Origin of the sequence: Serratia sp. CY44782 (genome assembly GCF_052168715.1) — a bacterium.
Taxonomy (GTDB): Bacteria; Pseudomonadota; Gammaproteobacteria; order Enterobacterales; family Enterobacteriaceae; genus Serratia; species Serratia nevei.
The window spans coordinates 1-23,033 of the sequence record NZ_JBJNME010000013.1; the positions used below are offsets into that span (position 1 = coordinate 1).

Genomic DNA, 23,033 nt, shown 5'->3' on the forward strand with positions numbered 1-23,033 from the left:
GCGGCAATAGCGCGGTGGTCCCACCTGACCCCATGCCGAACTCAGAAGTGAAACGCCGTAGCGCCGATGGTAGTGTGGGGTCTCCCCATGCGAGAGTAGGACACTGCCAGGCATCAAATAAAGCCGAAAGCCCTGAACTGACGTTCAGGGCTTTTTGCTATGCGTAAAACGCAAAAAAGCGCAGCTACGCTGCGCCGTTCAACCACTCGACAATAAAATCGGCAATGCTTTCCGGTTGATTGAGATCCAATTGCTTAGCCGCGATGGATAGCGGCCGATCGCTGGCTACTGCCACGACAAACTGATCCAGCATGTCTTCCAACGGTCTGCCGATCGCGGCCCGATAAAGCAGGATCTTGCTGACCGGCTCATGTTTGAACCCTTCCACCAGAATCAAATCGACCTTATCGGCATCAAAACGTTCTGCCAGGTAGCGCAGGTCCAAAGGTTGTTGTTCCGGCGTTTCGGTCATTAATGCCCAGCGGCGATCGCTGGCGACCAGCGTTTGGTCGGCACCCGCTTTGCGTAGCTCATAGCTGTCTTTGCCCGGCGTATCCACATCCATGTCATGATGCGTATGCTTTATCAACCCAACCCTTACCTGGCGCTGTTTCAGCATCGGGATCAACTGTTTGAGCAGGGTGGTTTTTCCCGTTCCACTATAGGCACCGATGGCCAGCAAGGGGGGCAATGAACGATTCATTTCTTTAGCTCTCGTGCTTGCTGCCAATTCCGGCAGTCTTCCGGCGTATTCAGATTATGAAATGCCGCTTGTTGCCCACTGAACACCACGCGTTGTGCGTTAATCTGATGCAAGAACAGCATCAGCTTACGTTCACCCTGCGCCAGATAGTTGGCCAGCTGTGGTGCTATTTGGGTATGCAATAACGCCAGCGTAGGGTGATCTCGTTCACCATCGCTGGCAAAGGCCGCTGGCGCTGCGCCTTTTTGCTGCCATAGCTGAGCGATTAAGTCGGCGGGAAAGTCGGGGACGTCACAAGGGACGAAGGCCACCCACTCGTTGGGAGATTGCTTGAGGCCGGCGAGCATCCCGGCCAACGGCCCGGCGAAATCGGGCGTCAGATCGCCAATCACCGGCAAACCGCTCGCCTGGTAGCGTGCCTGATTGCGGTTGGCGCTGATGGCGACGGAAGCCACCTGCGGCCGTAACCGGGCCAGAACATACTGATAGAGTGCGATACCGCCAATCGACACCAGGCCTTTATCCTCACCGCCCATGCGCGTGGCTCGCCCGCCGGCCAAAATTACGCCGCTGATTTCTTTATGCATCTCGTTTATCCCGCCTTGTCGATGCGCTGATTGTAGCGCTAAAGCCGGCGTGACATCAGGATTTACCTTTATTGACAAGCCGGTTCTTTCACTGCGTGGGTAAGCCTGTTACTTTGTGAGTTTATTCATGCTATTGGACGATATTGAGATGAAAACGCATCGCGTAAACGAGTTGATCGAGCTGTTGCACCCGGCCTGGCAGGAAGATCCCGATCTCAATTTGATGCAGTTTTTGCAAAAACTGGCGAAGGAAGCGGGCTTCCAGGGCGAGTTGTCCGAGCTGAGCGATGATATTCTTATTTACCACCTGAAAATGCGCGGCAGCGCCGGCACGGATCAGATCCCGGGCCTGAAGAAAGATTACGAAGAAGATTTTAAAACGGCGCTGTTGCGCGCTCGCGGGGTTATTAAGGACTGACCTTCGTGCGGTGCGAGAAAGCATAGCTCGTGAAACGCGCCATTAATGCTACTATTTCTCATTCCCGGCACCGTGCTGTCAGCGATCAAACGAACGTTATGAATAACTCTGCTTTTAATTTCGACACTCTGTCGCCCGACTTGATTATGGACGCGCTAGAAGGGGTTGGCCTGCGCGTCGACTCCGGTCTGACGGCGCTGAACAGCTACGAGAACCGCGTCTATCAGTTTATGGACGAAGATCGCCGGCGCTACGTGGTGAAGTTTTACCGCCCGGAGCGCTGGAGCGCTGCGCAGATCGGTGAGGAGCACCAGTTCGCTCTGGATCTGGCGAAGGCGGAGATCCCGGCGGTAGCGCCGTTGGCGTTGCAAGGCGCTACGCTGCATACGCACGCTGGGTTCTTCTTTACCCTGTTCCCCAGCGTGGGCGGGCGGCAGTACGAGATAGACAACCTGGATCAGTTGGAATGGGTGGGTCGTTTCTTGGGGCGTATCCATCAGGTCGGCGGTGAGCGTTTGTTCGCCGAGCGGCCGACGATGGGGGTTGAAGAGTATCTCACCGCCCCGCGTCAGGTGCTGGCCGGTTGCGAGCTGTTGCCGGCAGCGCAGCGTGAGGGGTTCCTGCAGGCGACGGATAACCTGATCGCGGCGATCAAGCTGCACTGGCATCTGAACTGGCAGCCGCGCCGTTTGCACGGTGATTGCCATCCGGGCAATATTCTGTGGCGCGACGGCCCGCTGTTCGTCGATCTTGATGACGCACGTAATGGCCCGGCGGTGCAGGACTTGTGGATGCTGCTGCACGGCGAACGCCGCGATCAACTGATGCAGCTGGACGTCTTGCTGGAGGCGTACGGTGAATTTGCCGAGTTCGATCAGCGCGAGTTGGCGTTGATCGAGCCGCTGCGGGCGATGCGCATGGTGTATTACCTGGCCTGGGTCGCCCGCCGTTGGCAGGATCCGGCCTTTCCTAAGAGTTTTCCGTGGATGGCGGAGTCTGATTTCTGGTTGTCTCAGACTGCGGCCTTCACCGAACAGGTTAAGCTGTTGCAGGAGCCTCCTCTGCAGCTGACGCCAATGTATTGAAGCTTTAACACAATGGAGAGTTTAGTCTTATGAAAAAAATATGGTTGGCGCTCGTTGGCATGGTGATGGCATTCAGTGCCTCGGCGGCACAGTTTAGCGATGGCGCTCAGTACGTGACCCTGGACAAGCCGGTGACCGGCGAGCCGCAGGTGCTGGAGTTCTTCTCCTTCTACTGCCCGCACTGCTATCAGTTCGAGCAGGTCTATCACGTGTCCGAAAACGTGAAGAAGGCGCTGCCTGCCGGCACCAAAATGACCAAGTACCACGTGGAGTTCCTGGGGCCGTTGGGCAAACAGCTGACTCAGGCATGGGCGGTCGCGATGGCGCTGGGTGTGGAAGACAAAGTAAGCCCGCTGATGTTTGAAGCGGTGCAGAAAACCCAGACCGTGCAAACGCCGGACGATATCCGTAACGTCTTCGTGAAAGCGGGCGTGACCGCCGCTGATTATGATGCGGCCTGGAACAGCTTCGTGGTGAAATCTCTGGTGGTTCAACAGGAGAAAGCCGCGGAAGATCTGCAGCTGCGCGGTGTGCCGGCGGTATTCGTGAACGGCAAATACATGGTTAAAAACGATGGCCTGGACACCAGCTCGATGGACGCGTACGTGAAGCAGTTCGCCGACGTGGTTAAATTCCTTAGCCAGCAGAAATAAGCCTGATTCAGCATGAAAAACGCCGGCATTGCCGGCGTTTTTTTACCCGTATTGCCGCTTCAATTTATCCAGCAACCGATCTTTTTCCTGCCACAGCGTATTCAGCCACAGCTGGAAGCGCCGCTTGAACTGTTTGTCGTTGAAGTAGTCCCCGTGCAGGGTTTCATCGATCGGCAGCGTTTCTATTCTTACCACGATACGCGTCAGCCGCCCACACAGCATATCCATAAAGGGCCGTTGGTTATTTTCCGGATAGAGCAGGGTAACGTTCAACACTTTGTCGAACTGATTGCCCAGCGCGCTGAGCGTAAACGCAATGCCGGCGGCTTTGGGCGCCAGCAAATTGCGATACGGCGAATTGCTTTTAATTTTCTTGGCTTCAGTGAAGCGCGAACCCTCGACGAAATTGACGATAGTGGTTGGACGCTGGCGGAATTTTTCGCAGGAACGGCGCGTCGTTTCGATATCCTTGCCGCGCTTTTCCGGATGCTTAAGCAAATAGGCGCGGGAGTAGCGCTTCATGAATGGCATGTCCAGCGCCCAGCAGGCCAGACCGACACAAGGCACCCAGGCTAACTGTTGCTTGAGGAAGTACTTGTTCATTGGGATATGATTTCTGAACAGCACGCACAATACGACAATGTCTGACCAACTTTCGTGGTTGCTGATCAGCAGATACCAGTTTTTACGATCCAGTCCTTCCAGCCCTTCAATATCCCAACGCAATTGCCCGTTAATGCGCAATAACAGCGCCAACCCCTGACACCAACACCACATCATGAAATCGGCGAAAGCCGAGATATATCGCCAAACGGCGGGAATAGGCACCAGGAGTTTCACGATGCCAGCCAGCGTGATGGGGATAGAACACAACACCGTCACCAGAATCGTGAGTATGACGGAAATGATAAAGATAACAGGCGTTAACAATCTTGGCATGGTTATGGGCTGACGGTTGTTGAGAACATCGTTGCATGCCGAAGCGCATGAACAAAAACATATTTTAACAGAAATCACCGGGGTAAAGCGCCGCTAAAAATCACTGTTTTTCGTCTCATGGGATAACCATTTGCTGAGTTTTCGTGCAACTTTTCCAGTTTGTGCTAGGGTAATTGAGGCGCCGAATTTGATTAATAGTGCGATTAAAATCCGGCGAAAGTTATATCCACAAATTCAATAAAAGCCAGTAATAAAGCGTCGCCGGAATTCGTTCTTTTAACGCGGTGATTTAAATAGGAATTTTATTCGCCGTTATAACGATAATCGCAGCGTTATAATTCGGTCTCTTTTCTATGCACAAAGTTATCCACAGGAAAGATCTTGCGGATCCTCACGCACCATCACATCATTTTCGTCCGTAATGCACGCTAAGGTTCGTCTCCGGCGGCCAGCTATGGCATGCTTACCCCTATGTCCGATCACGATAAAGAAACGCTATGGCCCAGATTGCAGAAAACCCACTAATCCTGGTTGACGGTTCCTCCTACCTCTACCGCGCTTATCACGCCTTCCCGCCGCTGACCAACTCGGCGGGCGAGCCGACCGGTGCGATGTACGGCGTGCTGAATATGCTGCGCAGCCTGTTGCTGCAGTATCAACCGAGCCACGTTGCCGTGGTGTTTGATGCCAAAGGGAAGACTTTCCGCGATGAGCTGTTCGCCGAATACAAGTCGCACCGGCCGCCGATGCCGGACGATCTGCGAGCGCAGATCGAGCCGTTGCACAGCATGGTCAAGGCGATGGGCCTGCCGCTGCTGGTGACGCCCGGCGTTGAAGCGGACGACGTTATCGGTACGCTGGCGCTGGAGGCCGAAAAGGCAGGCCATGCGGTGCTGATCAGCACCGGCGACAAAGACATGGCGCAGCTGGTGACGCCGAACGTTACTCTGATCAACACCATGAACAACACGATCCTTGGCCCGCAGGAAGTGTGCGACAAGTACGGTATTCCGCCGGAGCTGATCATCGACTTCCTGGCGCTGATGGGCGATTCATCGGACAACATTCCCGGCGTGCCGGGTGTGGGCGAGAAAACCGCCCAGGCGTTGCTGCAGGGCATCGGCGGGCTGGATGCCTTGTACGGCAATCTGGATAGCATCGCCACGCTGAGCTTCCGCGGTGCCAAAACGATGGCGGCCAAGCTGGAGCAGAATAAAGAGGTTGCGTATCTCTCCTATAAGCTGGCGACGATCAAAACCGACGTCGAGCTGGATCTGACGTGCGCTGAGCTGACGGTGTCCGAGCCGGATGTCGATACGTTGCAACAGCTGTTCAAACAGTACGAGTTCAAACGCTGGCTGGCGGACGTAGAGGCCGGCGTATGGCTGGAGAACAAGAAAGGCGCGGGTGCGAAAGCTGCCGGCGGCGCCAAACCGGCCGTCGCCGCGGAAGCGCCGAAAGCGCTGGCGGAGGCCAAGCTGTCCCAGGATGGGTATGTCACTATCCTGGATGAAGCGACCTTTACCGACTGGCTGGCGCGGCTGAAAAAGGCCGACGTGTTTGCCTTTGATACCGAAACTGACGGCCTGGATACCCTGACCGCCAACCTGATCGGCCTGTCCTTCGCGATCGCACCGGGCGAAGCGGCTTATTTGCCGGTGGCGCACGATTATCTGGATGCCCCGCCACAGCTGGACCGCGCCTACGTGCTGGAAGCGCTAAAGCCGCTGCTGGAGGACGATAAAGCGCTGAAGGTCGGGCAAAACCTGAAGTTCGACATGAGCCTGCTGGCGCGCTACGGCATTGAGATGCGCGGCATCGCCTACGACACCATGTTGGAGTCCTATGTGCTGGACAGCGTCGGCGGCCGTCATGATATGGACAGCCTGGCCGATCGTTATCTGGGCCACAAGACCATCACCTTCGAAGAGATCGCCGGCAAGGGTAAAAACCAGCTGACGTTCAACCAGATCGCCCTGGAGCAGGCGGCGCCTTACGCCGCCGAAGACGCCGATGTCACGCTGCAGTTGCACCTGGCGATGTGGCCGCAGCTGCAGCAGAGCGCAGAGCTGCTGACGGTGTTCAACGAGATTGAAATGCCGCTGCTGCCGGTGCTCTCGCATATTGAACGCACCGGGGTGCTGATCGATCCGGCAATTTTGTCGGCCCACTCCCAGGAGCTAGCCAAGCGTCTGGCGGAACTGGAGGCGCAGGCTCATGAGCTGGCGGAAGAGCCGTTCAACCTGGCGTCGACCAAGCAGCTGCAGGCGATCTTGTACGAAAAACAAAAACTGCCGGTGCTGAAGAAAACCCCGGGCGGGGCGCCCTCCACTAACGAAGAAGTGCTGGCCGAGCTGGCGCTGGACTACCCGCTGCCGAAGGTGATCCTGGAATACCGCGGCCTGGCGAAGCTGAAGACCACCTATACCGACAAGCTGCCGCTGATGATCAATCCGGTCAGCGGCCGGGTGCATACTTCGTACCATCAGGCGGTGACCGCGACCGGGCGTCTCTCCTCGAGCGATCCGAACCTGCAGAACATCCCGGTGCGCAACGATGAAGGGCGACGCATTCGCCAGGCCTTTATCGCGCCGGAAGGTTACCGCATCGTCGCGGCCGACTACTCACAGATCGAGCTGCGCATCATGGCGCATCTGTCACAGGATGAAGGGCTGCTGAAGGCCTTCGCCGAAGGGAAAGACATTCACCGCGCCACGGCGTCGGAAGTCTTCGGCGTGCCGTTGGATAAAGTGACCGGCGAACAGCGCCGCAGCGCCAAGGCGATTAACTTCGGTCTGATTTACGGCATGAGCGCCTTCGGCCTGGCGCGTCAGCTGGGGATCCCGCGTGGGGAAGCCCAGCGCTATATGGATCTGTACTTCGAGCGTTACCCGGGCGTGCTGGACTACATGGAGCGTACCCGCCAGCAGGCTTCCGAACAGGGCTATGTCAGCACGCTGGATGGGCGCCGCCTGTATCTGCCGGACGTCCGCTCCAGCAACGCCATGCGCCGCAAGGCGGCCGAGCGTGCCGCCATCAACGCCCCGATGCAGGGCACGGCGGCCGACATTATCAAACGTGCGATGATCGAGGTCGACGCCTGGCTGCAAGGGCAGGAGAAGCCGCTGGTGCGGGCGATCATGCAGGTGCACGATGAATTAGTGTTTGAGGTGCACGAGTCGGTGATCGAAGAAGCCAGCCAACGTATCCGCCAATTGATGGAGGGCAGCATGACGCTAGCGGTGCCGTTGAAGGTCGACGTGGGCGTCGGCATGAACTGGGATGAGGCGCACTGATCGCCGGTTTATCGCCGGATGTGCTAACTGGCGAGAACCTAAGCATTTTTCGTAATTAAGCTACAAGATGCGGCGATAGTTTCCCCAACTTCGCCGTTCTTGCGCCGCAAATTGTGTAAGTAAACTACAAAAAATTCTTTTGCCCTGCGAAAAAATGATGTAGAGTTACAGGCGTAGGGTACAGAGGTAAGATGTTCTATCTTTCAGACCTTTTACTTCACGTAATCGGATTTGGCTGAATATTTAGCCGCCCCAGTCAGTATTGACTGGGGCGTTTTTTATTGTAAAAACAGCAGCAAACCATACATTTTTCCTATCTTTCCGCATCGCTTTCCGTTCCCGCTTCCGCTCCCTCAACGCCGTAATCCGGCGAGATCAGCCCGCCCTGGCGATAAGTTTTTATGATAACTTTATTTCAAAACTGTAATTAGATAACAAAAATCCCGCTAGTGGCTGAACTGCGAGCATAAAAAAGCCGATGCGGTGAGGCATCGGCTCTGGCGTTCAGCCTGGGCTTATTCGCCGGCTTCGTCTTCCGGCAGCACTTCCGGCGGGATCTCGTTAAACCAGGTATCCAGCTTCTGGCGCAGCTTGTCGACGCCGATCTTCTTCAGCGACGAGAAGGCTTCAACCTGGATATCCCCCATAAACGGCAGCACCGCTTCACGCACCATATTGAGCTGCGCCTTGCGTGCGCCGGAGGCCAGTTTGTCGGCCTTGGTCAGCAGAACCAGCACCGGAGTGCCGACGTCGACCGCCCACTGGATCATCTGCTGGTCGAGATCTTTCAGCGGATGGCGGATATCCATCAGCACCACCAGGCCCTTCAGGCTGTTGCGCATCTGCAGGTATTCGCCCAGCGCGCGCTGCCATTTGCGCTTCATCTCTTCCGGCACTTCGGCGTAGCCGTAACCCGGCAGGTCGACCAGGCGGATGCCGTCTTCCACTTCGAACAGGTTGATAAGCTGGGTGCGCCCCGGCGTCTTACTGGTGCGCGCCAGGCTTTTTTGGTTGGTCAGGGTATTCAGCGCGCTGGATTTCCCGGCGTTGGAACGGCCGGCAAAGGCGACTTCAATTCCTGCATCCCCCGGCAGATGGCGAATATCGGGTGCGCTGGTGACGAAATGGGTCACATGATAGTTGTAGTTCTTGCTGGTCAAAATTTTTCGTCTCCGTGAGGATGGCTAACTGGTTGGCGATTATAACTGCATCAGCGGTAAAAATGGCGTGTTTCTCGGTTTTTAAGCGGCGGGACGCGATAAAACGACAGTTATGCCGCGCGTAGGTTGTGAGACATTTGCCATTCGAATCGCGGGTAATGTCGCTTTATTCGAAAGTGATATTTCTGTTTTTATTTTAAAAACAACATGTTGTTTTTTCGTTGTAGGGAAATGTCATCCAAATCGGCGTCAGGTGCCTTGAGCCTTCGCAACAATAACGTAAAGTAGTCGTTAACGCAGGGTTGCGCAGGATTAGGGAACATCCGGGAAGGATGACAAATCTCAGGGAATGCACAGGGCGTGCAATGAGTGCCAGGATGAACGCAAAAGGAAGTGACCCTTTCGCACCGGAATAGGCGGCAGGCACATCGGATGGTGAAGTATCGGCAATTTGGATGCCCGCAGGAAGCGCGCTCGGGAAGAGCGGATGCGAATGGATTGCGCCATGGACGATTTTTCTTTCAGGATGAAGGACGTAGTGGCAGGGAATGCGGTTATAGCAGAGGGAAAAACCGGGATGTTGCATGTACGCAAGGAGCGCGTAACAGGAATACCCTTCGCGAGAAGGTGCGAAATAGGCGGCAGGTTTAACCTGCCGCCTTTTTTCTTTGTCCGCTTTCTGCTAGATTCCGCCGCAATTCTATACTGAATCTACATACCTAAGAGCACACGCTATGAACCAGCCATCAAAAGCACCTCGCGGCAGCGCGGCGAAGTCAAAAACGAAAAAGAAAAGCCGTATGGAGCTCGATCAGGAAGCGCGCGAGCGCAAACGCCTGAAAAAGCGCCGTGGCCTCGCTTCCGGTTCGCGCACCCAGGTCGAGTCCGGCAGCCAGAAAAACAAATCGGCGGCGGCAGCCAAAGATCCGCGTATCGGCAGTAAAGTGCCGGTTGCGCTGGTGGTCGACGAGACCAAAGTGAAGGCCAAACCGCAGCCGAAACCAAAGGCCGAAGCGAAACCGCGCCTGTCGCCGGAAGAAGAGCTGGCGAAGCTGGAAAATGACGAGCGCCTGAACGCGCTGCTGGATCGCATCGACGACGGCGAAACGCTGAACGCGGAAGAGCAAGCGTATGTCGACAAGACGCTGGATCGCATCGATGTGCTGATGGAGGTGCTGGGCATCGAACTGGGCGAAGACGACGACGAAGAAGAAGAGAAGCAGGAAGATATTCTGAAGCTGCTGAAAGGCGGCAATCCGAAAGACGCTTTTTAACGCACTATGTGGCTAATCCCGACAATAGCCCTACTCTTGATGTGTTATCTGCTGTGGTTATTCGGTAAACTATGGCGGCTGTCTAAGCGCAAAGCGCGTTTTCGCAGCGCTTCCGTGGCCAGACAGCGCAGACAACCGCCCCTCTCCCGGCCCGGTAGAAAAAGATATCGGAAGGAGTGAGCATGTCAGAGCAGACGATTGTCTGGGATTTGGCCCTGATCCAAAAATATAACTACTCAGGGCCGCGTTATACCTCATACCCCACGGCGCTGGAGTTTAACCAGCGCTACGACGAAGCGGCGTTTCAACGCGCCGCTGCGCGCTACCCTGAGCGGCCGCTGTCGCTGTACGTGCATATCCCTTTCTGCCATAAGCTGTGCTACTTCTGCGGCTGCAACAAGCTGGTGACGCGCCAGACGCACAAGGCCGACGAATACCTGAACGTTTTGGCGCAAGAGATCGCCAGCCGTGCGCCGCTGTTCGCCGGCCGTAAGGTCGGCCAGATGCACTGGGGCGGCGGTACGCCGACCTACCTGGATAAAGCGCAAATCAGCCGGCTGGTGGCGTTGCTGCGCGAACACTTTGATTTCCTGCCCGATGCGGAGATGTCGATCGAGGTCGATCCGCGCGAGATAGAGCTGGATGTGCTCGATCATTTACGCGCAGAAGGCTTTAACCGTCTGAGCATGGGGGTGCAGGATTTCGACAAGCAGGTGCAGCAGTTGGTCAACCGCGAGCAGGACGAGGCCTTTATCTTCGCCCTGATTGAGCGGGCCAAAGCGCTGGGCTTCCGCTCGACCAATATCGATCTGATCTACGGCCTGCCGAAACAGACGCCGGAAAGCTTCGCTTTCACGCTGCAGCGGGTGGCTGAGCTGAATCCCGATCGCCTCAGCGTGTTCAACTATGCGCATATGCCGAACTTGTTCGCCGCCCAGCGCAAAATCAAAGACGCCGATCTGCCGGGCGCGCAGCAGAAGCTGGATATCCTGCAGCAGAGCATCGCTTTCTTGACCGGCGCCGGCTATCAGTTCATCGGCATGGATCACTTTGCGCGCCCGGACGACGAGCTGGCAATCGCTCAACGCGAAGGCAAGCTGCACCGCAATTTCCAGGGCTACACCACCCAGGGCGACAGCGATCTGCTGGGGCTGGGCGTGTCGGCCATCAGCATGCTAGGCGACAGCTATGCGCAGAACCAGAAAGAGCTGAAGCATTACTATGATAGCGTACAGGCGCAGGGTAATGCGCTGTGGCGCGGGCTGGCGTTGACGGACGACGATTGCCTGCGGCGCGATCTGATCAAAACCCTGATCTGCAATTTCCGGTTGGCGTATCAGCCGCTCGAACGGCAATACGGCATCGACTTTACCGCTTACTTCGCCGAAGACCTGCAGCTGCTGGCGCCGTTTGAACGCGATGGGCTGGTGGAGCGGGACGAGCAGGGCATCCGCGTCACGCCGCGCGGACGCTTGCTGATCCGCAATATCTGCATGTGTTTTGACCGCTATCTGCGGCAACAGGCGCGCAGCCAGCAATTCTCACGGGTGATCTGAGGATGAAAAAACAGCCGCTGATGCGGCTGTTTTTTTAACTGAAGAAGTTAATCAGCGCGGCGCACAACACCGCGGCAACCGCCGCCTGCGGGGTGTGGCTGGCGGCGGAGCCCAGCTCCGCGCCCTGAGAAATGAATACGATGAATGAGTCCAGCATCGTCAACCTCCAGAGTGTGCGACACGATCATACTGCGCCCGCACCGGCTGTAAAGCCTGCGATTGGCGTTTTTTTGTGCGCCGGACTACGTTTTTCATCATCCATCCCGCTCCTATTCCATGCCCAGCTCTTTGAGCTTGCGGGTCAGGGTATTGCGCCCCCAGCCCAGCAGGCGCGCGGCTTCCTGTTTGTGCCCCTGGGTGTGGCGCAGGGCGGTGGTGAGCAGCGTGCGCTCCATTTCCGGCTGCGCTTCCGATAGCAGGTTTTGATGACCGGAACGCAGCGCGCGATCGGCCCACTGCGCCAGCAGCGTGGCCCAGCTGTCCGGCAGACTGTGGCTGGGGCTCTCCGGCGCGGCGGTTTCGAACAGCTCACCCGGCAGATCCTGGATCAGCACTTCCTGCCCGGCGGCCATCACCGTCAGCCAACGGCAGGTGTTCTCCAGCTGGCGCACGTTGCCCGGCCAGGGCAGGCGTGTCAGCGCGGTTTCGGTTTCCGGGTGCAGGTTCTTGGCCTCGACGCCTAACTCTTTGGCGGCGATCTGCAGAAAGTGGCGTGCCAGCCGCGGGATGTCTTCACGGCGCTCGCGCAGCGGCGGCAGGTGTACGCGGATCACGTTCAGGCGGTGGAACAGATCCTCGCGGAACTTGCCTTCCTGCACCCGCAGCTCCAGGTTCTGGTGCGTGGCGGCGATGATGCGCACGTCGACCTTCACCGGCGCATAGCCGCCGACCCGGTAGAACTGGCCGTCCGCCAGCACCCGCAGCAGGCGCGTTTGCACGTCGAGCGGCATATCGCCGATCTCGTCGAGGAACAGCGTGCCGCCGTCGGCCTGTTCAAAGCGGCCCTGACGGATTTGGTTCGCGCCGGTGAAGGCGCCTTTCTCGTGGCCGAACAGCTCGGACTCGATCAGATCCTTGGGGATGGCGGCCATGTTCAGGGCGATGAACGGCGACTTGGCGCGCGGGCTGTGGCGGTGCAGCGCATGCGCCACCAGTTCCTTGCCGGTGCCGGATTCGCCGTTGATCAACACGCTGATCGACGAACGCGACAGCCGGCCGATGATGCGAAACACGTCCTGCATCGCCGGCGCTTCGCCGATGATGTCCGCCGCCGGATCGCTGGCCGGCTGGCTGCGCACCGGCTGCTGCTGCTCCTGATAATGGCTGATGGCGCGCTCGACCAGCGCCACCGCTTCGTCGATGTCGAACGGCTTCGGCAGGTAGTCGAAGGCCCCTTGCTGATAGGCGCTGACGGCGGCGTCCAAATCCGAATGCGCGGTCATGATGATCACCGGCAGCATCGGATGGCGCTGTTTGATCTGCTTGAGCAGCGCCAGGCCGTCTATACCCGGCATGCGGATATCGGACAGCAGCACGTCGGGGGTTTGCGTGGCCAAGGCTTCCAGCACGTCATTGCCGCCTTCGAAGGTGGCGCAGCTCAGGCCCGCGCCGGTGAGCGCGCGCTCAAGCACCCAGCGGATGGAGCTATCGTCATCGACGATCCAGACTATCCCTCGTTGCATAGCAAACCTCACTGACGAATGGGCAGGTAGACCGAGAATTCGGTATGACCTGGCCAACTGTTGAATTCAATTTTTCCGCAATGCTGATCGATAAGATTGCGGGCGATGGATAATCCCAGGCCGGTACCGCCTTCACGGCCGCTGACCATCGGGTAGAACAGCGTGTCCTGCAGCTGCGCCGGTACGCCGGGGCCGTCGTCTTCGACGTCGATGCGCGCCGCCAGGCGGTAGCGGGTGCCGTGCAACGTAATCTGAAACGCGGTGCGGGTGCGCAGCGTGATGGTGCCGCCCGCCTCGCCCAGCGCCTGCAGCGCGTTGCGGGTGATGTTCAGCAGCACCTGTTCAATCTGATCCGGGTCGTGGGCCATTTCCGGCAGGCTCGGATCGTAGTCGCGCACCAGCGTGACGTTATCCGGCATTTCCAGCGACACCAGCTGGCAGACGCGCTCCGCGACCTGATGAATGCTCTGGGTAATGTGCTGGCCGGGCCGCTGTGGGCCGAGCAGGCGATCCACCAGATTGCGCAGCCGATCGGCCTGCTCAATGATCACCTTGGTGTATTCGGTCAGCGCCGGATCGGGCAGCGCCTTGGCCAGCAGCTGCGCCGCGCCGCGCAGGCCGCCCAGCGGATTCTTAATCTCGTGCGCCAAACCGCGCACCAGATCGCGAGCCGCCACCTGTTGGGCATGCTGCAGCTGTTCCTGGCTCAGGCGGCGCTGATTGTCCATCGGCGCCAGCTCGACCAGGATATAGCCTTCCGGCAGCGCCTGAGCGGTCAGGGAAAGGATATGCGCGCGGCCGTCGACCACCAGGGTCACTTCGTTGTCGGTGAAGCCCTGACCGGCGCGCAGGCTTTCGCGCATCAAAGAGACGTTCAGCGAAAAATAACCGAGCAAATCGGGCAGCGGCGTGCCGAACAGCTTGCGGGAGCTTTGCGCCAGCAGCTGCTGTGCCGCCGGGTTGGCGTAGTGAACCGCCAGTGAGTCATCCAACAGCAGGATGCTGTTGATGAGTGAATTGAGGATCTGCCCAGCATCGGGCAGCTTGCCAGTTGCCATACAGCAGACTCCTGCACCTTTTTAGTGCATCTATCCTACTCCATCCGGGATCGGCGCGGTATGGAATAGTTTTGCAGAAAATACGGTGGAGAAAAAAACCCATCCGAAGATGGGCTGAAAGTTTCCACGGCAACAAAAAAGCGATAACAAAAATGTGGGCGCCGCCCGCCTGTGCAGACGGCGCGGGTAGGGCTTAGACGCTGTAGTACAGTTCGAACTCAACCGGGTGTGGCGTCATGCGAACGCGGTCCATCTCTTCTTTGCGCAGTTCGATGTAGGCATCGATCGCATCGTCGGTGAACACGCCGCCGCGGGTCAGGAACTCGCGGTCTTCGTTCAGTGCGGCCATTGCTTCGTCCAGCGAGCCGGCCACTTTTGGGATCTCGGCTTCTTCTTCCGGCGGCAGGTCGTACAGGTTTTTATCCATGGCGTCGCCAGGGTGGATCTTGTTGATGATGCCGTCCAGGCCGGCCATCAGCAGCGCGGCGAAGCACAGGTATGGGTTAGCCGCCGGATCCGGGAAGCGGGCTTCGATGCGGCGCGCTTTCGGGCTGGAGACCACCGGGATGCGGATGGACGCGGAGCGGTTACGGGCGGAGTAAGCCAGCATCACCGGCGCTTCGTAGCCTGGCACCAGACGCTTGTACGAGTTGGTGGTCGGGTTGGCCAGGGCGTTGATCGCTTTGGCGTGCTTGATGATGCCGCCGATGTAGAACAGCGCGGTTTCAGACAGGCCGCCGTATTTGTCGCCGGCGAACAGGTTGGTGCCGTTCTTGGACAGCGACATGTGGCAGTGCATGCCGGAACCGTTGTCGCCGAACATAGGCTTCGGCATGAAGGTCGCGGTTTTGCCGAAGGCGTGCGCCACGTTGTGCACCACGTATTTGTAGATCTGAATTTCGTCGGCTTTTTTGGTCATGGTGTTGAAGCGGGTTGCCACTTCGTTCTGACCGGCGGTTGCCACTTCGTGGTGGTGCGCTTCAACCACCAGGCCCATCTCTTCCATGGTCAGACACATGGTGGAACGCAGATCCTGCGAAGAGTCGACCGGTGGAACCGGGAAGTAACCGCCTTTCACCGCCGGACGGTGGCCTTTGTTGCCGCCGTCGTATTTTGTACCGGAGTTCCAGGCGCCTTCGATGTCGTCGATGGCCACGTGGGAACCGCGGATGCTGCTGCCGAAGCGGATGTCGTCGAACAGGAAGAACTCAGGCTCTGGCCCGAACAGCACGGTATCCGCGATGCCGGAGGAGCGCAGGAAGTCTTCGGCGCGTTTGGAGATGGAGCGCGGGTCGCGATCGTAGCCTTGCATGGTGCCCGGCTCGAGAATGTCGCAGCGAATGATCAGCGTAGGTTCTTCGAAGAACGGATCCAGAACCGCCGTGCTGGCGTCCGGCATCAGCACCATGTCAGATTCGTTGATGCCCTTCCAACCACCGATAGAGGAGCCGTCAAACATTTTACCTTCTTCGAAGAAGTCGGCGTTTACCTGGTGAGCCGGGATAGTCACGTGCTGTTCCTTACCCTTGGTGTCAGTGAAACGCAGGTCTACGAATTTCACTTCATGCTCATTCAGCATCGTCAAAACGTGTTCAGCGGACATACTTAACTCTCCCGGTTTATCATTGTCGTCGTCGTGGAACGAATCTGTGGAACTGGCTTTTTTTCGCCTTGAAAAGACTAAAGCGAAAAGCGTGCCAACTTTTAGAAAAGGCTTTTATCGCCTCTCTGCGTGGGTTTTACCCAGCCACAGTATGCACCATCAACGATAAATTGCACCGTTATGGTGCAATAAGGGTGAGCGTGGGCACCGAAATGGTGCAAAAGTGCAACGATTGCGGCTTTTTGCACCGTGAAAGGGATCACAAACTGACCGGTACGCGGTTGTTTATAAGAGATGGTTGTGATCTTGTTTAGTCCCTCGCTTAATACGTGTACAATAGCGCGCTATTTCTAATGCCCGAGGCAAAGCTGTGATCGAAAATTTGCGTAACATCGCCATTATTGCCCACGTTGACCATGGTAAAACCACCCTGGTTGATAAGCTGCTGCAACAATCCGGTACTTTCGGAGAGCGTGCGGAAGCGACCGAACGCGTAATGGACTCCAACGATTTGGAGAAAGAGCGTGGGATTACCATCCTCGCAAAAAACACCGCCATTAATTGGAACGGTTACCGTATCAACATCGTGGATACCCCAGGACACGCCGACTTCGGCGGCGAGGTAGAGCGCGTGATGTCGATGGTTGACTCGGTGCTGCTGGTTGTGGATGCAATGGATGGCCCTATGCCGCAAACCCGCTTCGTGACCAAGAAGGCCTTCGCCAATGGTCTGAAGCCGATCGTGGTCATCAACAAGGTTGACCGTCCTGGCGCGCGCCCTGACTGGGTTGTGGATCAGGTGTTCGACCTGTTCGTGAACCTCGACGCGACCGACGAGCAGCTCGACTTCCCGATCATCTACGCTTCTGCGCTGAACGGCATCGCTGGCGTCGACCACACCGACATGGCGGAAGACATGACCCCGCTGTATCAGGCGATCGTCGACCACGTGTCTGCGCCGCAGGTTGAGCTGGAAGCGCCATTCCAGATGCAGATCTCCCAGTTGGACTACAACAACTACCTGGGCGTTATCGGCATCGGCCGCATCAAGCGCGGTAAAGTGAAGCCGAACCAGCAGGTCACCATCATCGACAGCGAAGGTAAAACTCGCAACGGTAAAGTGGGCAAAGTGCTGGGCCACCTGGGTCTGGAGCGTATCGACAGCACCCTGGCGGAAGCGGGCGACATCATCGCCATCACCGGCCTGGGCGAGCTGAACATCTCCGACACCATCTGCGACACCAACGCCGTAGAAGCGCTGCCGGCGCTGTCCGTCGACGAGCCGACCGTAACCATGTTCTTCAACGTCAACACCTCGCCGTTCTGCGGTAAAGAAGGTAAGTACGTAACGTCGCGTCAGATCCTTGACCGTCTGAATAAAGAGCTGGTACACAACGTAGCGCTGCGCGTTGAAGAAACCGACGATGCGGACGCCTTCCGCGTATCCGGCCGTGGCGAACTGCACCTGTCGGTGCTGATCGAAAACATGCGTCGCGAAGGTTTCGAGCTGGCGGTTTCCCGTCCGAAAGTTATCTTCCGTGAAATCGATGGCCGCAAGCAGGAGCCATTCGAGAACGTAACGCTGGATATCGAAGAGCAGCATCAGGGTTCCGTGATGCAGGCGATGGGTGAGCGTAAAGCCGACCTGAAAAACATGGATCCGGACGGTAAGGGCCGCGTGCGTCTCGACTACGTGATCCCAAGCCGCGGTCTGATCGGCTTCCGTAACGAATTCATGACCATGACTTCGGGTACCGGCCTGCTGTACTCCACCTTCAGCCACTACGACGACGTGCGTCCGGGCGAAGTGGGCCAGCGTCAGAACGGCGTGCTGATCTCCAACGGCCAGGGCAAAGCGGTAGCGTTCGCGCTGTTCGGCCTGCAGGATCGCGGCAAGCTGTTCCTGGGCCACGGTGCAGAAGTGTATGAAGGCCAGATCATCGGTATTCACTCACGCTCTAACGACCTGACCGTAAACTGCCTGACCGGTAAGAAGCTGACCAACATGCGTGCTTCCGGTACTGACGAAGCGACTACCCTGGTTCCGGCCATCAAAATGACCCTGGAGCAAGCTCTGGAGTTCATCGATGACGACGAACTGGTAGAAGTGACGCCAACCTCGATCCGTATCCGTAAGCGTCACCTGACGGAAAACGATCGTAAGCGTGCCAGCCGCGGTCCTAAAGACGCTTAATCGCTGATTGAGTGTCTCATGCTTAGGGCGCGGTTCTCGCGCCCTGAGTTTTTTCCTCTGTTGTTCCTCGTTTGTGCGGCGCGCTATGCGCTTTTCCGTTCGCTCCCTGTTCAGCTGTTCCTTTTCCCGCTACAGTGAAATCTCACCGGCCCATCAGGAGAGGACTATGCTGTATATCTTTGATTTAGGTAATGTGATCGTCGATATCGATTTCAAGCGTGTGCTGGGCGTGTGGAGCAATTTGAGCGGCACGCCGTTGGCGGTGCTGTCCGATCGTTTCACCATGGGTGAGGTATTCCAGCAACATGAACGCGGTGAAATCAGCGACGAAGACTTCGCCGGCAAGCTGTGCGATGAAATGGGCATCGCGCTCAGCTTCGAGCAATTCGCCACCGGCTGGCAGGCGGTATTTGTCGCGCTGCGCCCGGAAGTGATCGACATCATGCAGCGCCTGCGCAACGAGGGTCACCGGGTGGTGGTGCTGTCGAACACCAACCGTCTGCACTGCAACTACTGGCCGCAGCACTATCCTGAAGTGGCCGCCGCCGCCGATCATCTTTATCTGTCGCAAGATCTCGGCATGCGCAAGCCGGAGGCCGATATCTATCAACATGTGCTGGCTGCGGAAAACACCGCCGCCGCCGACGCGGTGTTCTTCGACGATCACCCGGCGAACGTCCTCGCCGCGCAGGCGCTGGGGATCAAGACGGTGCACGTCACCGATCGCGACGTGGTGCCGGCCTATTTTGCCCAATGAGCGCAGGGCGCGTTAAGCTTAAGGCGTATCAACTGACATCAAGGAGTGACCATGTCGTTTTTCCGCCGCAAGAAGCTGCCCTCTGCGATTAAGCCCGGCGTCACCTTCGGACGGTTGCTGTACCAGCGTATCGATCACGATGGCCTGACGATGTTGGCGGGCCATCTCGCCTATGTTTCCCTGCTGTCGCTGGTGCCGCTGGTCACCGTGGTGTTCGCGCTGTTCGCCGCTTTCCCGATGTTTTCCGACATCAGCGAACAGCTGAAGAGCTTCATCTTTTCCAATTTCGTGCCGGCCGCCGGCAACGTCATACAGAACTACCTGGAACAGTTCGTCGCCAACTCCAACAAGATGACCGCCGTCGGCACCTGCGGGCTGATCGTCACCGCGCTACTGCTGATCTCCTCGGTGGACAGCGTGCTGAACACCATCTGGCGCAGCAAGAACAAGCGGCCGATCGTCTTCTCCTTCGCCGTGTACTGGATGGTGCTGACGCTGGGGCCGCTGCTGGTGGGTGCCAGCATGGCCATCAGCTCCTACCTGCTGTCGCTCAACTGGCTGGCACAGACCGGCGTCAACGGTTTGGTGGATCAGGTGCTGCGCATCTTCCCGCTGATTTTGTCGTGCATCTCCTTCTGGCTGCTGTATTGCATCGTGCCGACGGTGCGGGTGCCGCCCAAAGACGCGCTGATTGGCGCGGTGGTGGCCGGATTGCTGTTCGAGCTGGGCAAGAAGGGATTCGCGCTGTACGTCACCATGTTCCCCTCCTATCAGCTGATTTACGGCGTGCTGGCGGTGATCCCGATTTTATTCCTGTGGGTCTACTGGAGCTGGTGTATCGTGTTACTCGGCGCGGAAATCACCGTGACCATCGGCGAATACCGCGACTACCGCCGGCAGAAGGCGGAGCAACAGGAACAGAAACCAGAAGGGCAGCAGGAATGATTGCGTTGATTCAACGGGTGTTAAACGCCAGCGTCACGGTGGGTGGCGAGACGGTAGGCAAGATTGGCCCCGGTTTGTTAGTGTTATTGGGCGTGGAGCAGGGCGATAACGAGCAAAAAGCGCAGCGCCTGTGCGAACGCGTGTTGGGATACCGCATTTTCGGCGACGAGAACGACAAGATGAATCTCAACGTCCAGCAGGCCGGGGGCAGCGTGCTGGTCGTTTCGCAGTTCACCCTGGCGGCGGACACCCAAAAGGGCATGCGGCCCAGCTTCTCGCGCGGTGCTGCGCCGCAGGAAGCCGATCGGTTGTATCAATATTTTGTTGGCCAGTGCCGCGAACGCGGCGTAGAGACCCAGACCGGCGAGTTCGCCGCCGACATGCAGGTGGCGCTGGTCAACGATGGTCCGGTGACATTCTGGCTACAGGTCTAAGCATTCGGAGAACAGGCGTCTATGTATCACCTACGAGTACCCGTAACAGAGCAAGAACTGAAGGAGTATTACCAGTTTCGCTGGGAAATGCTGCGCAAGCCGCTGCACCAGCCGGTGGGTTCGGAAAAGGATGCCTATGACGCCATGGCCCATCACCAAATGGTGGTGGACGAGGCCGGTAAAATCGTCGCCATCGGGCGGCTGTACATCAATGCCGACAACGAGGCGGCGATCCGTTTTCTGGCGGTAGACCCGACGCTGCAGGATAAAGGGCTGGGGACGCTGGTGGCGATGACGCTGGAGTCCGTTGCGCGGCAGGAGGGCGTGAAGCGGGTGGTGTGTAGCGCTCGTGAGGACGCGGTGGACTTCTTCGCCAAGCTGGGGTTCGTCAATCAGGGGGAGATCACTGCGCCGCAGACCACCCCGATCCGCCACTTTTTGATGATCAAACCGGTAGCGACGCTGGACGATATCCTGCATCGCCCCGACTGGTGCGGCCAACTGCAGCAGGCCTGGTATGAACATATCCCGCTGAGCGAAAAGATGGGCGTGCGCATCAGCCAATACACCGGCCAGCGCTTCGTCACCACCATGCCGGAGATCGGCAACCAGAATCCACACCATACGCTGTTCGCCGGCAGCCTGTTCTCGCTGGCGACGCTGACCGCCTGGGGGCTGATTTGGCTGCTGCTGCGCGAGCGCCATCTCGGCGGCACCATCATTCTGGCGGACGCGCACATTCGCTACAGCAAACCGATCACCGGCAGGCCGCGGGCGGTGGCGGATCTCGGCTCGCTGAGCGGCGATTTGGCGCGTCTGGCGCGCGGCCGCCGCGCGCGCGTACACGCCGAAGTACATCTGTTCGGCGACGAGGATAAAGGCGCGGTGTTCGAAGGCACCTACATGGTGTTGCCGGCCGAGCCGGATGTGCCGTTGGATCAGGGCGGTTCTGAAGCGCTGGAAGAGTAAGGCGGCGGCCCTGCCCTGAAGGCGGGCCGCGCAGTGCATTACGGCAGTTGTTGGTTCACCGCTTGGCCGTCGCCGGTGGTGGCCTGCAGATTGCCCTTTAACGAGGCTTTGAACGGCCCGTCGCTGTTCAGCAGCCCTTTCAACTGCAGCTCAAGGTTGCCGTCGCCCGTCAGCGGAACCGGCTGCCATCCCCATTGCTGCAAAGTGTTGATCGGTACCGATCGGCCGTGCAGCGTCAGCTGGAACGGCTTGCCCGGCAGCTGATCGACGGTCGCTTTGGCCTCAAGCAACCCATTAGGCATAAAGGCGCTGAGCTCGGTGACGGCGATCTGATTGGCGTCGGCATTCAGCGCCAGCGAAGGGCGCCGCACGTCTATCTTGTTGAAGGTCGCTTCGCTGCCGTTCAGGTTCAGCGAGCCGGACCAGATGCCCCATTGGCGATCGCGCGCCAGCAGCAGGTTGCTGCCGTAGCCGTCCAGCGCGGTGATCTGGAACGGGAATGCCGGGTTGATATCGATGATCAGATTGCGGTTGGTGGTCAGTTTGGTGACGTACACCTCCGCCAGCCAGTCCGGCAGCGGTTTCAGCCACAGCTCGCGCCAGTCGATCGGCAGGGTGTACTCCAGCGCCGCCATGGCCACTTCATCCAGCTGCAGGCGTTTGCCGGCGCGCAGCCAGTTGCCGGAGGTGCGCAGCAGCCCGCCTTCCCAGCGGGTGGTGAATTGCTGAATGGCGATGCCGGCGGAAGAGAGCCGCAGGGTGGCGATCGGGTCGATCAGGTGGAAACTGCCGTTGATCACGTCGCCGGCGTTGACGTTGAGCGAGCCGTCTTCGCTGCGCCAGTCGCCTTTTTCGATGCTGACGTTTTGCAGCGACAGATCGAGATCGTTAAACGCCCATGCCTTGCCTTCCAGGCGCGCGTCGATCAGATCGAAACGCTTGAGGGTGACCGGCGGCAGCGTGGTAAAGCGCTGCATGAATTCCGCCAGCGTCAGCGGGGTCTGCATGCGCACGCCGCTCAGCCGCAGGCGATCCACCTGCCAACTGCCGTCGGCCGCGCGGCTGGCCACGCCGGTCAGATCGCCCTGCGCCAGATTGGCACCGAAGTTGTTCAACAGCAGCTGGCCCTGTTTTTGCTCCCCCTGCACCAACACCTTCGAGGCGGGAATGCCGTTCAGCGTCATCGAACCGGCGCTGAACTGGAACTGGTTGTTGTCCCCCAGCAGATGGCCGGCCAGCGGGCGCCACGGCGTGATGCCGGCAGTGACCTGCTGCGCGTTGAGCTGCCACTCGCTATCGTTGGACTGCAACGCCATGTTGCTCAGCTGCAGCACGTCGGCCTGTACAGGCAGCGCCGCCGCCTGCGGCTGCACGTTCAGCGTGCCGTCGCGCAGCGTAACGCTGTGGAAATAGCGCGGTTCGGTGATTTGGCGCAGGCTGAGGCCGAGATCGACGCGTTTGGCGACCAGCGCCTGCGGCTGGCCGTTGCGCGCCAGCTGCACGTCTTCCAGAGCGATCTGGTCCGGCTGGCTCCACGAATGGGTGATTTTTCCTATCGACAGGCGGTATTCGCTGTTGTCGCTGATCCAGGCGCTCAGGCGGCCTGCTGCCCAGCGAGTTTGCCCGACCAGGTACAGTACCACCACCGCCAACACGATCAGCAGCAGCAACGTCAGCAACAGCTTTCCGATAAATTTCATCGTCTACATCCGCATCGGTC

Annotated in this window: 21 protein-coding genes and 1 rRNA gene; 13 read left to right on the forward strand and 9 right to left on the reverse strand. The window is 58.4% G+C overall.

Going from position 1 to position 23,033, the window contains the following annotated elements:
• Positions 1 to 112, forward strand: a 5S ribosomal RNA gene (gene rrf / locus ACJ8HT_RS22065); the annotation flags it as partial.
• Between the two features lie 72 nt (positions 113 to 184).
• On the opposite strand, the gene mobB is transcribed toward rrf, so the two are convergent.
• Both mobB and mobA read right to left on the reverse strand, forming a co-directional pair.
• Positions 185 to 703: a molybdopterin-guanine dinucleotide biosynthesis protein MobB gene (gene mobB / locus ACJ8HT_RS22070; protein ID WP_194572387.1), complete on the reverse strand. Its 519-nt coding sequence runs from the start codon at positions 701 to 703 to the stop codon at positions 185 to 187.
• Positions 700 to 1,290: a molybdenum cofactor guanylyltransferase MobA gene (gene mobA / locus ACJ8HT_RS22075; RefSeq protein ID WP_194572386.1), complete on the reverse strand. Its 591-nt coding sequence runs from the start codon at positions 1,288 to 1,290 to the stop codon at positions 700 to 702. The genes mobB and mobA overlap by 4 nt, the downstream gene beginning before the upstream one ends.
• Before the next feature lie 148 nt (positions 1,291 to 1,438).
• Between mobA and ACJ8HT_RS22080 the strand changes: the two genes are divergently transcribed.
• From ACJ8HT_RS22080 to dsbA, 3 genes are all read left to right on the forward strand, one after another.
• Positions 1,439 to 1,708: a YihD family protein gene (locus ACJ8HT_RS22080; protein ID WP_004931268.1), complete on the forward strand. Its 270-nt coding sequence runs from the start codon at positions 1,439 to 1,441 to the stop codon at positions 1,706 to 1,708.
• 98 nt (positions 1,709 to 1,806) lie between these two features.
• Entirely contained in the window at positions 1,807 to 2,793 is a 987-nt protein-coding gene (locus ACJ8HT_RS22085) for a serine/threonine protein kinase (protein WP_197653430.1), read from the forward strand.
• A 29-nt stretch (positions 2,794 to 2,822) separates the two neighbouring features.
• Positions 2,823 to 3,446, forward strand: coding sequence for a thiol:disulfide interchange protein DsbA (gene dsbA / locus ACJ8HT_RS22090; RefSeq protein ID WP_004931264.1), 624 nt, complete (start codon positions 2,823 to 2,825; stop codon positions 3,444 to 3,446).
• Between the two features lie 42 nt (positions 3,447 to 3,488).
• Here the strand turns inward: dsbA and ACJ8HT_RS22095 are convergent, their stop codons facing one another.
• A complete protein-coding gene (locus ACJ8HT_RS22095; protein ID WP_197653431.1) occupies positions 3,489 to 4,385 on the reverse strand; it encodes an acyltransferase in 897 nt (298 codons plus the stop codon).
• Between the two features lie 497 nt (positions 4,386 to 4,882).
• Between ACJ8HT_RS22095 and polA the strand changes: the two genes are divergently transcribed.
• Positions 4,883 to 7,681 (forward strand): DNA polymerase I, encoded by a 2,799-nt coding sequence (gene polA, locus ACJ8HT_RS22100; protein WP_197653432.1) that lies wholly within the window; start codon positions 4,883 to 4,885, stop codon positions 7,679 to 7,681.
• Positions 7,682 to 7,872: 191 nt separating this feature from the next.
• On the forward strand, positions 7,873 to 7,920 hold the full coding sequence (locus tag ACJ8HT_RS22105; protein WP_071892919.1) for a spot 42 RNA, inhibition of DNA synthesis: 48 nt from the start codon (positions 7,873 to 7,875) through the stop codon (positions 7,918 to 7,920).
• 276 nt (positions 7,921 to 8,196) lie between these two features.
• Here ACJ8HT_RS22105 and yihA read toward each other — a convergent pair whose 3' ends face one another.
• Entirely contained in the window at positions 8,197 to 8,841 is a 645-nt protein-coding gene (gene yihA, locus ACJ8HT_RS22110) for a ribosome biogenesis GTP-binding protein YihA/YsxC (RefSeq protein ID WP_019452177.1), read from the reverse strand.
• 734 nt (positions 8,842 to 9,575) lie between these two features.
• On the opposite strand from yihA, the gene yihI reads away from it, so the two are divergent.
• Both yihI and hemN read left to right on the forward strand, forming a co-directional pair.
• Positions 9,576 to 10,115 carry a Der GTPase-activating protein YihI gene (yihI, locus tag ACJ8HT_RS22115; protein WP_197653433.1) on the forward strand — a complete coding sequence of 180 codons (540 nt, stop codon included), beginning with the start codon at positions 9,576 to 9,578 and terminating at the stop codon, positions 10,113 to 10,115.
• Positions 10,116 to 10,297: 182 nt separating this feature from the next.
• Positions 10,298 to 11,671 carry an oxygen-independent coproporphyrinogen III oxidase gene (gene hemN / locus ACJ8HT_RS22120; RefSeq protein WP_149571876.1) on the forward strand — a complete coding sequence of 458 codons (1,374 nt, stop codon included), beginning with the start codon at positions 10,298 to 10,300 and terminating at the stop codon, positions 11,669 to 11,671.
• A gap of 34 nt (positions 11,672 to 11,705) precedes the next feature.
• Here hemN and ACJ8HT_RS22125 read toward each other — a convergent pair whose 3' ends face one another.
• The 4 genes from ACJ8HT_RS22125 to glnA form a co-directional block, all read right to left on the reverse strand.
• Positions 11,706 to 11,828, reverse strand: a complete 123-nt coding sequence (locus ACJ8HT_RS22125; RefSeq protein WP_015379453.1) for a YshB family small membrane protein — start codon at positions 11,826 to 11,828, stop codon at positions 11,706 to 11,708.
• Positions 11,829 to 11,940: 112 nt separating this feature from the next.
• Entirely contained in the window at positions 11,941 to 13,353 is a 1,413-nt protein-coding gene (glnG, locus tag ACJ8HT_RS22130) for a nitrogen regulation protein NR(I) (protein ID WP_015379452.1), read from the reverse strand.
• A gap of 8 nt (positions 13,354 to 13,361) precedes the next feature.
• Entirely contained in the window at positions 13,362 to 14,411 is a 1,050-nt protein-coding gene (gene glnL, locus ACJ8HT_RS22135; protein ID WP_004931246.1) for a nitrogen regulation protein NR(II), read from the reverse strand.
• Positions 14,412 to 14,604: 193 nt separating this feature from the next.
• Complete coding sequence (glnA, locus tag ACJ8HT_RS22140) at positions 14,605 to 16,014, reverse strand: glutamate--ammonia ligase (RefSeq protein WP_019452181.1); 1,410 nt, start codon at positions 16,012 to 16,014, stop codon at positions 14,605 to 14,607.
• Between the two features lie 370 nt (positions 16,015 to 16,384).
• Between glnA and typA the strand changes: the two genes are divergently transcribed.
• The 5 genes from typA to fabY all read left to right on the forward strand — a co-directional run bounded on the left by typA (position 16,385) and on the right by fabY (position 21,313).
• Positions 16,385 to 18,208 carry a ribosome-dependent GTPase TypA gene (typA, locus tag ACJ8HT_RS22145; protein WP_004931243.1) on the forward strand — a complete coding sequence of 608 codons (1,824 nt, stop codon included), beginning with the start codon at positions 16,385 to 16,387 and terminating at the stop codon, positions 18,206 to 18,208.
• A 166-nt stretch (positions 18,209 to 18,374) separates the two neighbouring features.
• Entirely contained in the window at positions 18,375 to 18,965 is a 591-nt protein-coding gene (gene yihX / locus ACJ8HT_RS22150; RefSeq protein WP_060425015.1) for a glucose-1-phosphatase, read from the forward strand.
• A 51-nt stretch (positions 18,966 to 19,016) separates the two neighbouring features.
• Positions 19,017 to 19,910 carry a virulence factor BrkB family protein gene (locus ACJ8HT_RS22155; protein ID WP_049201866.1) on the forward strand — a complete coding sequence of 298 codons (894 nt, stop codon included), beginning with the start codon at positions 19,017 to 19,019 and terminating at the stop codon, positions 19,908 to 19,910.
• Positions 19,907 to 20,344: a D-aminoacyl-tRNA deacylase gene (gene dtd, locus ACJ8HT_RS22160; protein ID WP_025304712.1), complete on the forward strand. Its 438-nt coding sequence runs from the start codon at positions 19,907 to 19,909 to the stop codon at positions 20,342 to 20,344. The genes ACJ8HT_RS22155 and dtd overlap by 4 nt, the downstream gene beginning before the upstream one ends.
• A gap of 21 nt (positions 20,345 to 20,365) precedes the next feature.
• Entirely contained in the window at positions 20,366 to 21,313 is a 948-nt protein-coding gene (fabY, locus tag ACJ8HT_RS22165) for a fatty acid biosynthesis protein FabY (RefSeq protein WP_004931235.1), read from the forward strand.
• A gap of 38 nt (positions 21,314 to 21,351) precedes the next feature.
• Here fabY and ACJ8HT_RS22170 read toward each other — a convergent pair whose 3' ends face one another.
• The gene (locus ACJ8HT_RS22170) at positions 21,352 to 23,013 is read right to left on the reverse strand and encodes an AsmA family protein (RefSeq protein WP_087762532.1); all 1,662 of its coding nucleotides are present in this window, start codon (positions 23,011 to 23,013) and stop codon (positions 21,352 to 21,354) included.
• Between the last annotated feature and the right edge of the window lie 20 nt (positions 23,014 to 23,033).

Coding starts and splice junctions, on each gene's coding strand:
- mobB (WP_194572387.1), bottom strand. CDS start 703: ATGAATCGTTCATTGCCCCCCTTGCTGGCCATCGGTGCCTATAGTGGA.
- mobA (WP_194572386.1), bottom strand. CDS start 1,290: ATGCATAAAGAAATCAGCGGCGTAATTTTGGCCGGCGGGCGAGCCACG.
- ACJ8HT_RS22080 (WP_004931268.1), top strand. CDS start 1,439: ATGAAAACGCATCGCGTAAACGAGTTGATCGAGCTGTTGCACCCGGCC.
- ACJ8HT_RS22085 (WP_197653430.1), top strand. CDS start 1,807: ATGAATAACTCTGCTTTTAATTTCGACACTCTGTCGCCCGACTTGATT.
- dsbA (WP_004931264.1), top strand. CDS start 2,823: ATGAAAAAAATATGGTTGGCGCTCGTTGGCATGGTGATGGCATTCAGT.
- ACJ8HT_RS22095 (WP_197653431.1), bottom strand. CDS start 4,385: ATGCCAAGATTGTTAACGCCTGTTATCTTTATCATTTCCGTCATACTC.
- polA (WP_197653432.1), top strand. CDS start 4,883: ATGGCCCAGATTGCAGAAAACCCACTAATCCTGGTTGACGGTTCCTCC.
- yihI (WP_197653433.1), top strand. CDS start 9,576: ATGAACCAGCCATCAAAAGCACCTCGCGGCAGCGCGGCGAAGTCAAAA.
- hemN (WP_149571876.1), top strand. CDS start 10,298: ATGTCAGAGCAGACGATTGTCTGGGATTTGGCCCTGATCCAAAAATAT.
- ACJ8HT_RS22125 (WP_015379453.1), bottom strand. CDS start 11,828: ATGCTGGACTCATTCATCGTATTCATTTCTCAGGGCGCGGAGCTGGGC.
- glnG (WP_015379452.1), bottom strand. CDS start 13,353: ATGCAACGAGGGATAGTCTGGATCGTCGATGACGATAGCTCCATCCGC.
- glnL (WP_004931246.1), bottom strand. CDS start 14,411: ATGGCAACTGGCAAGCTGCCCGATGCTGGGCAGATCCTCAATTCACTC.
- glnA (WP_019452181.1), bottom strand. CDS start 16,014: ATGTCCGCTGAACACGTTTTGACGATGCTGAATGAGCATGAAGTGAAA.
- yihX (WP_060425015.1), top strand. CDS start 18,375: ATGCTGTATATCTTTGATTTAGGTAATGTGATCGTCGATATCGATTTC.
- ACJ8HT_RS22155 (WP_049201866.1), top strand. CDS start 19,017: ATGTCGTTTTTCCGCCGCAAGAAGCTGCCCTCTGCGATTAAGCCCGGC.
- dtd (WP_025304712.1), top strand. CDS start 19,907: ATGATTGCGTTGATTCAACGGGTGTTAAACGCCAGCGTCACGGTGGGT.
- fabY (WP_004931235.1), top strand. CDS start 20,366: ATGTATCACCTACGAGTACCCGTAACAGAGCAAGAACTGAAGGAGTAT.
- ACJ8HT_RS22170 (WP_087762532.1), bottom strand. CDS start 23,013: ATGAAATTTATCGGAAAGCTGTTGCTGACGTTGCTGCTGCTGATCGTG.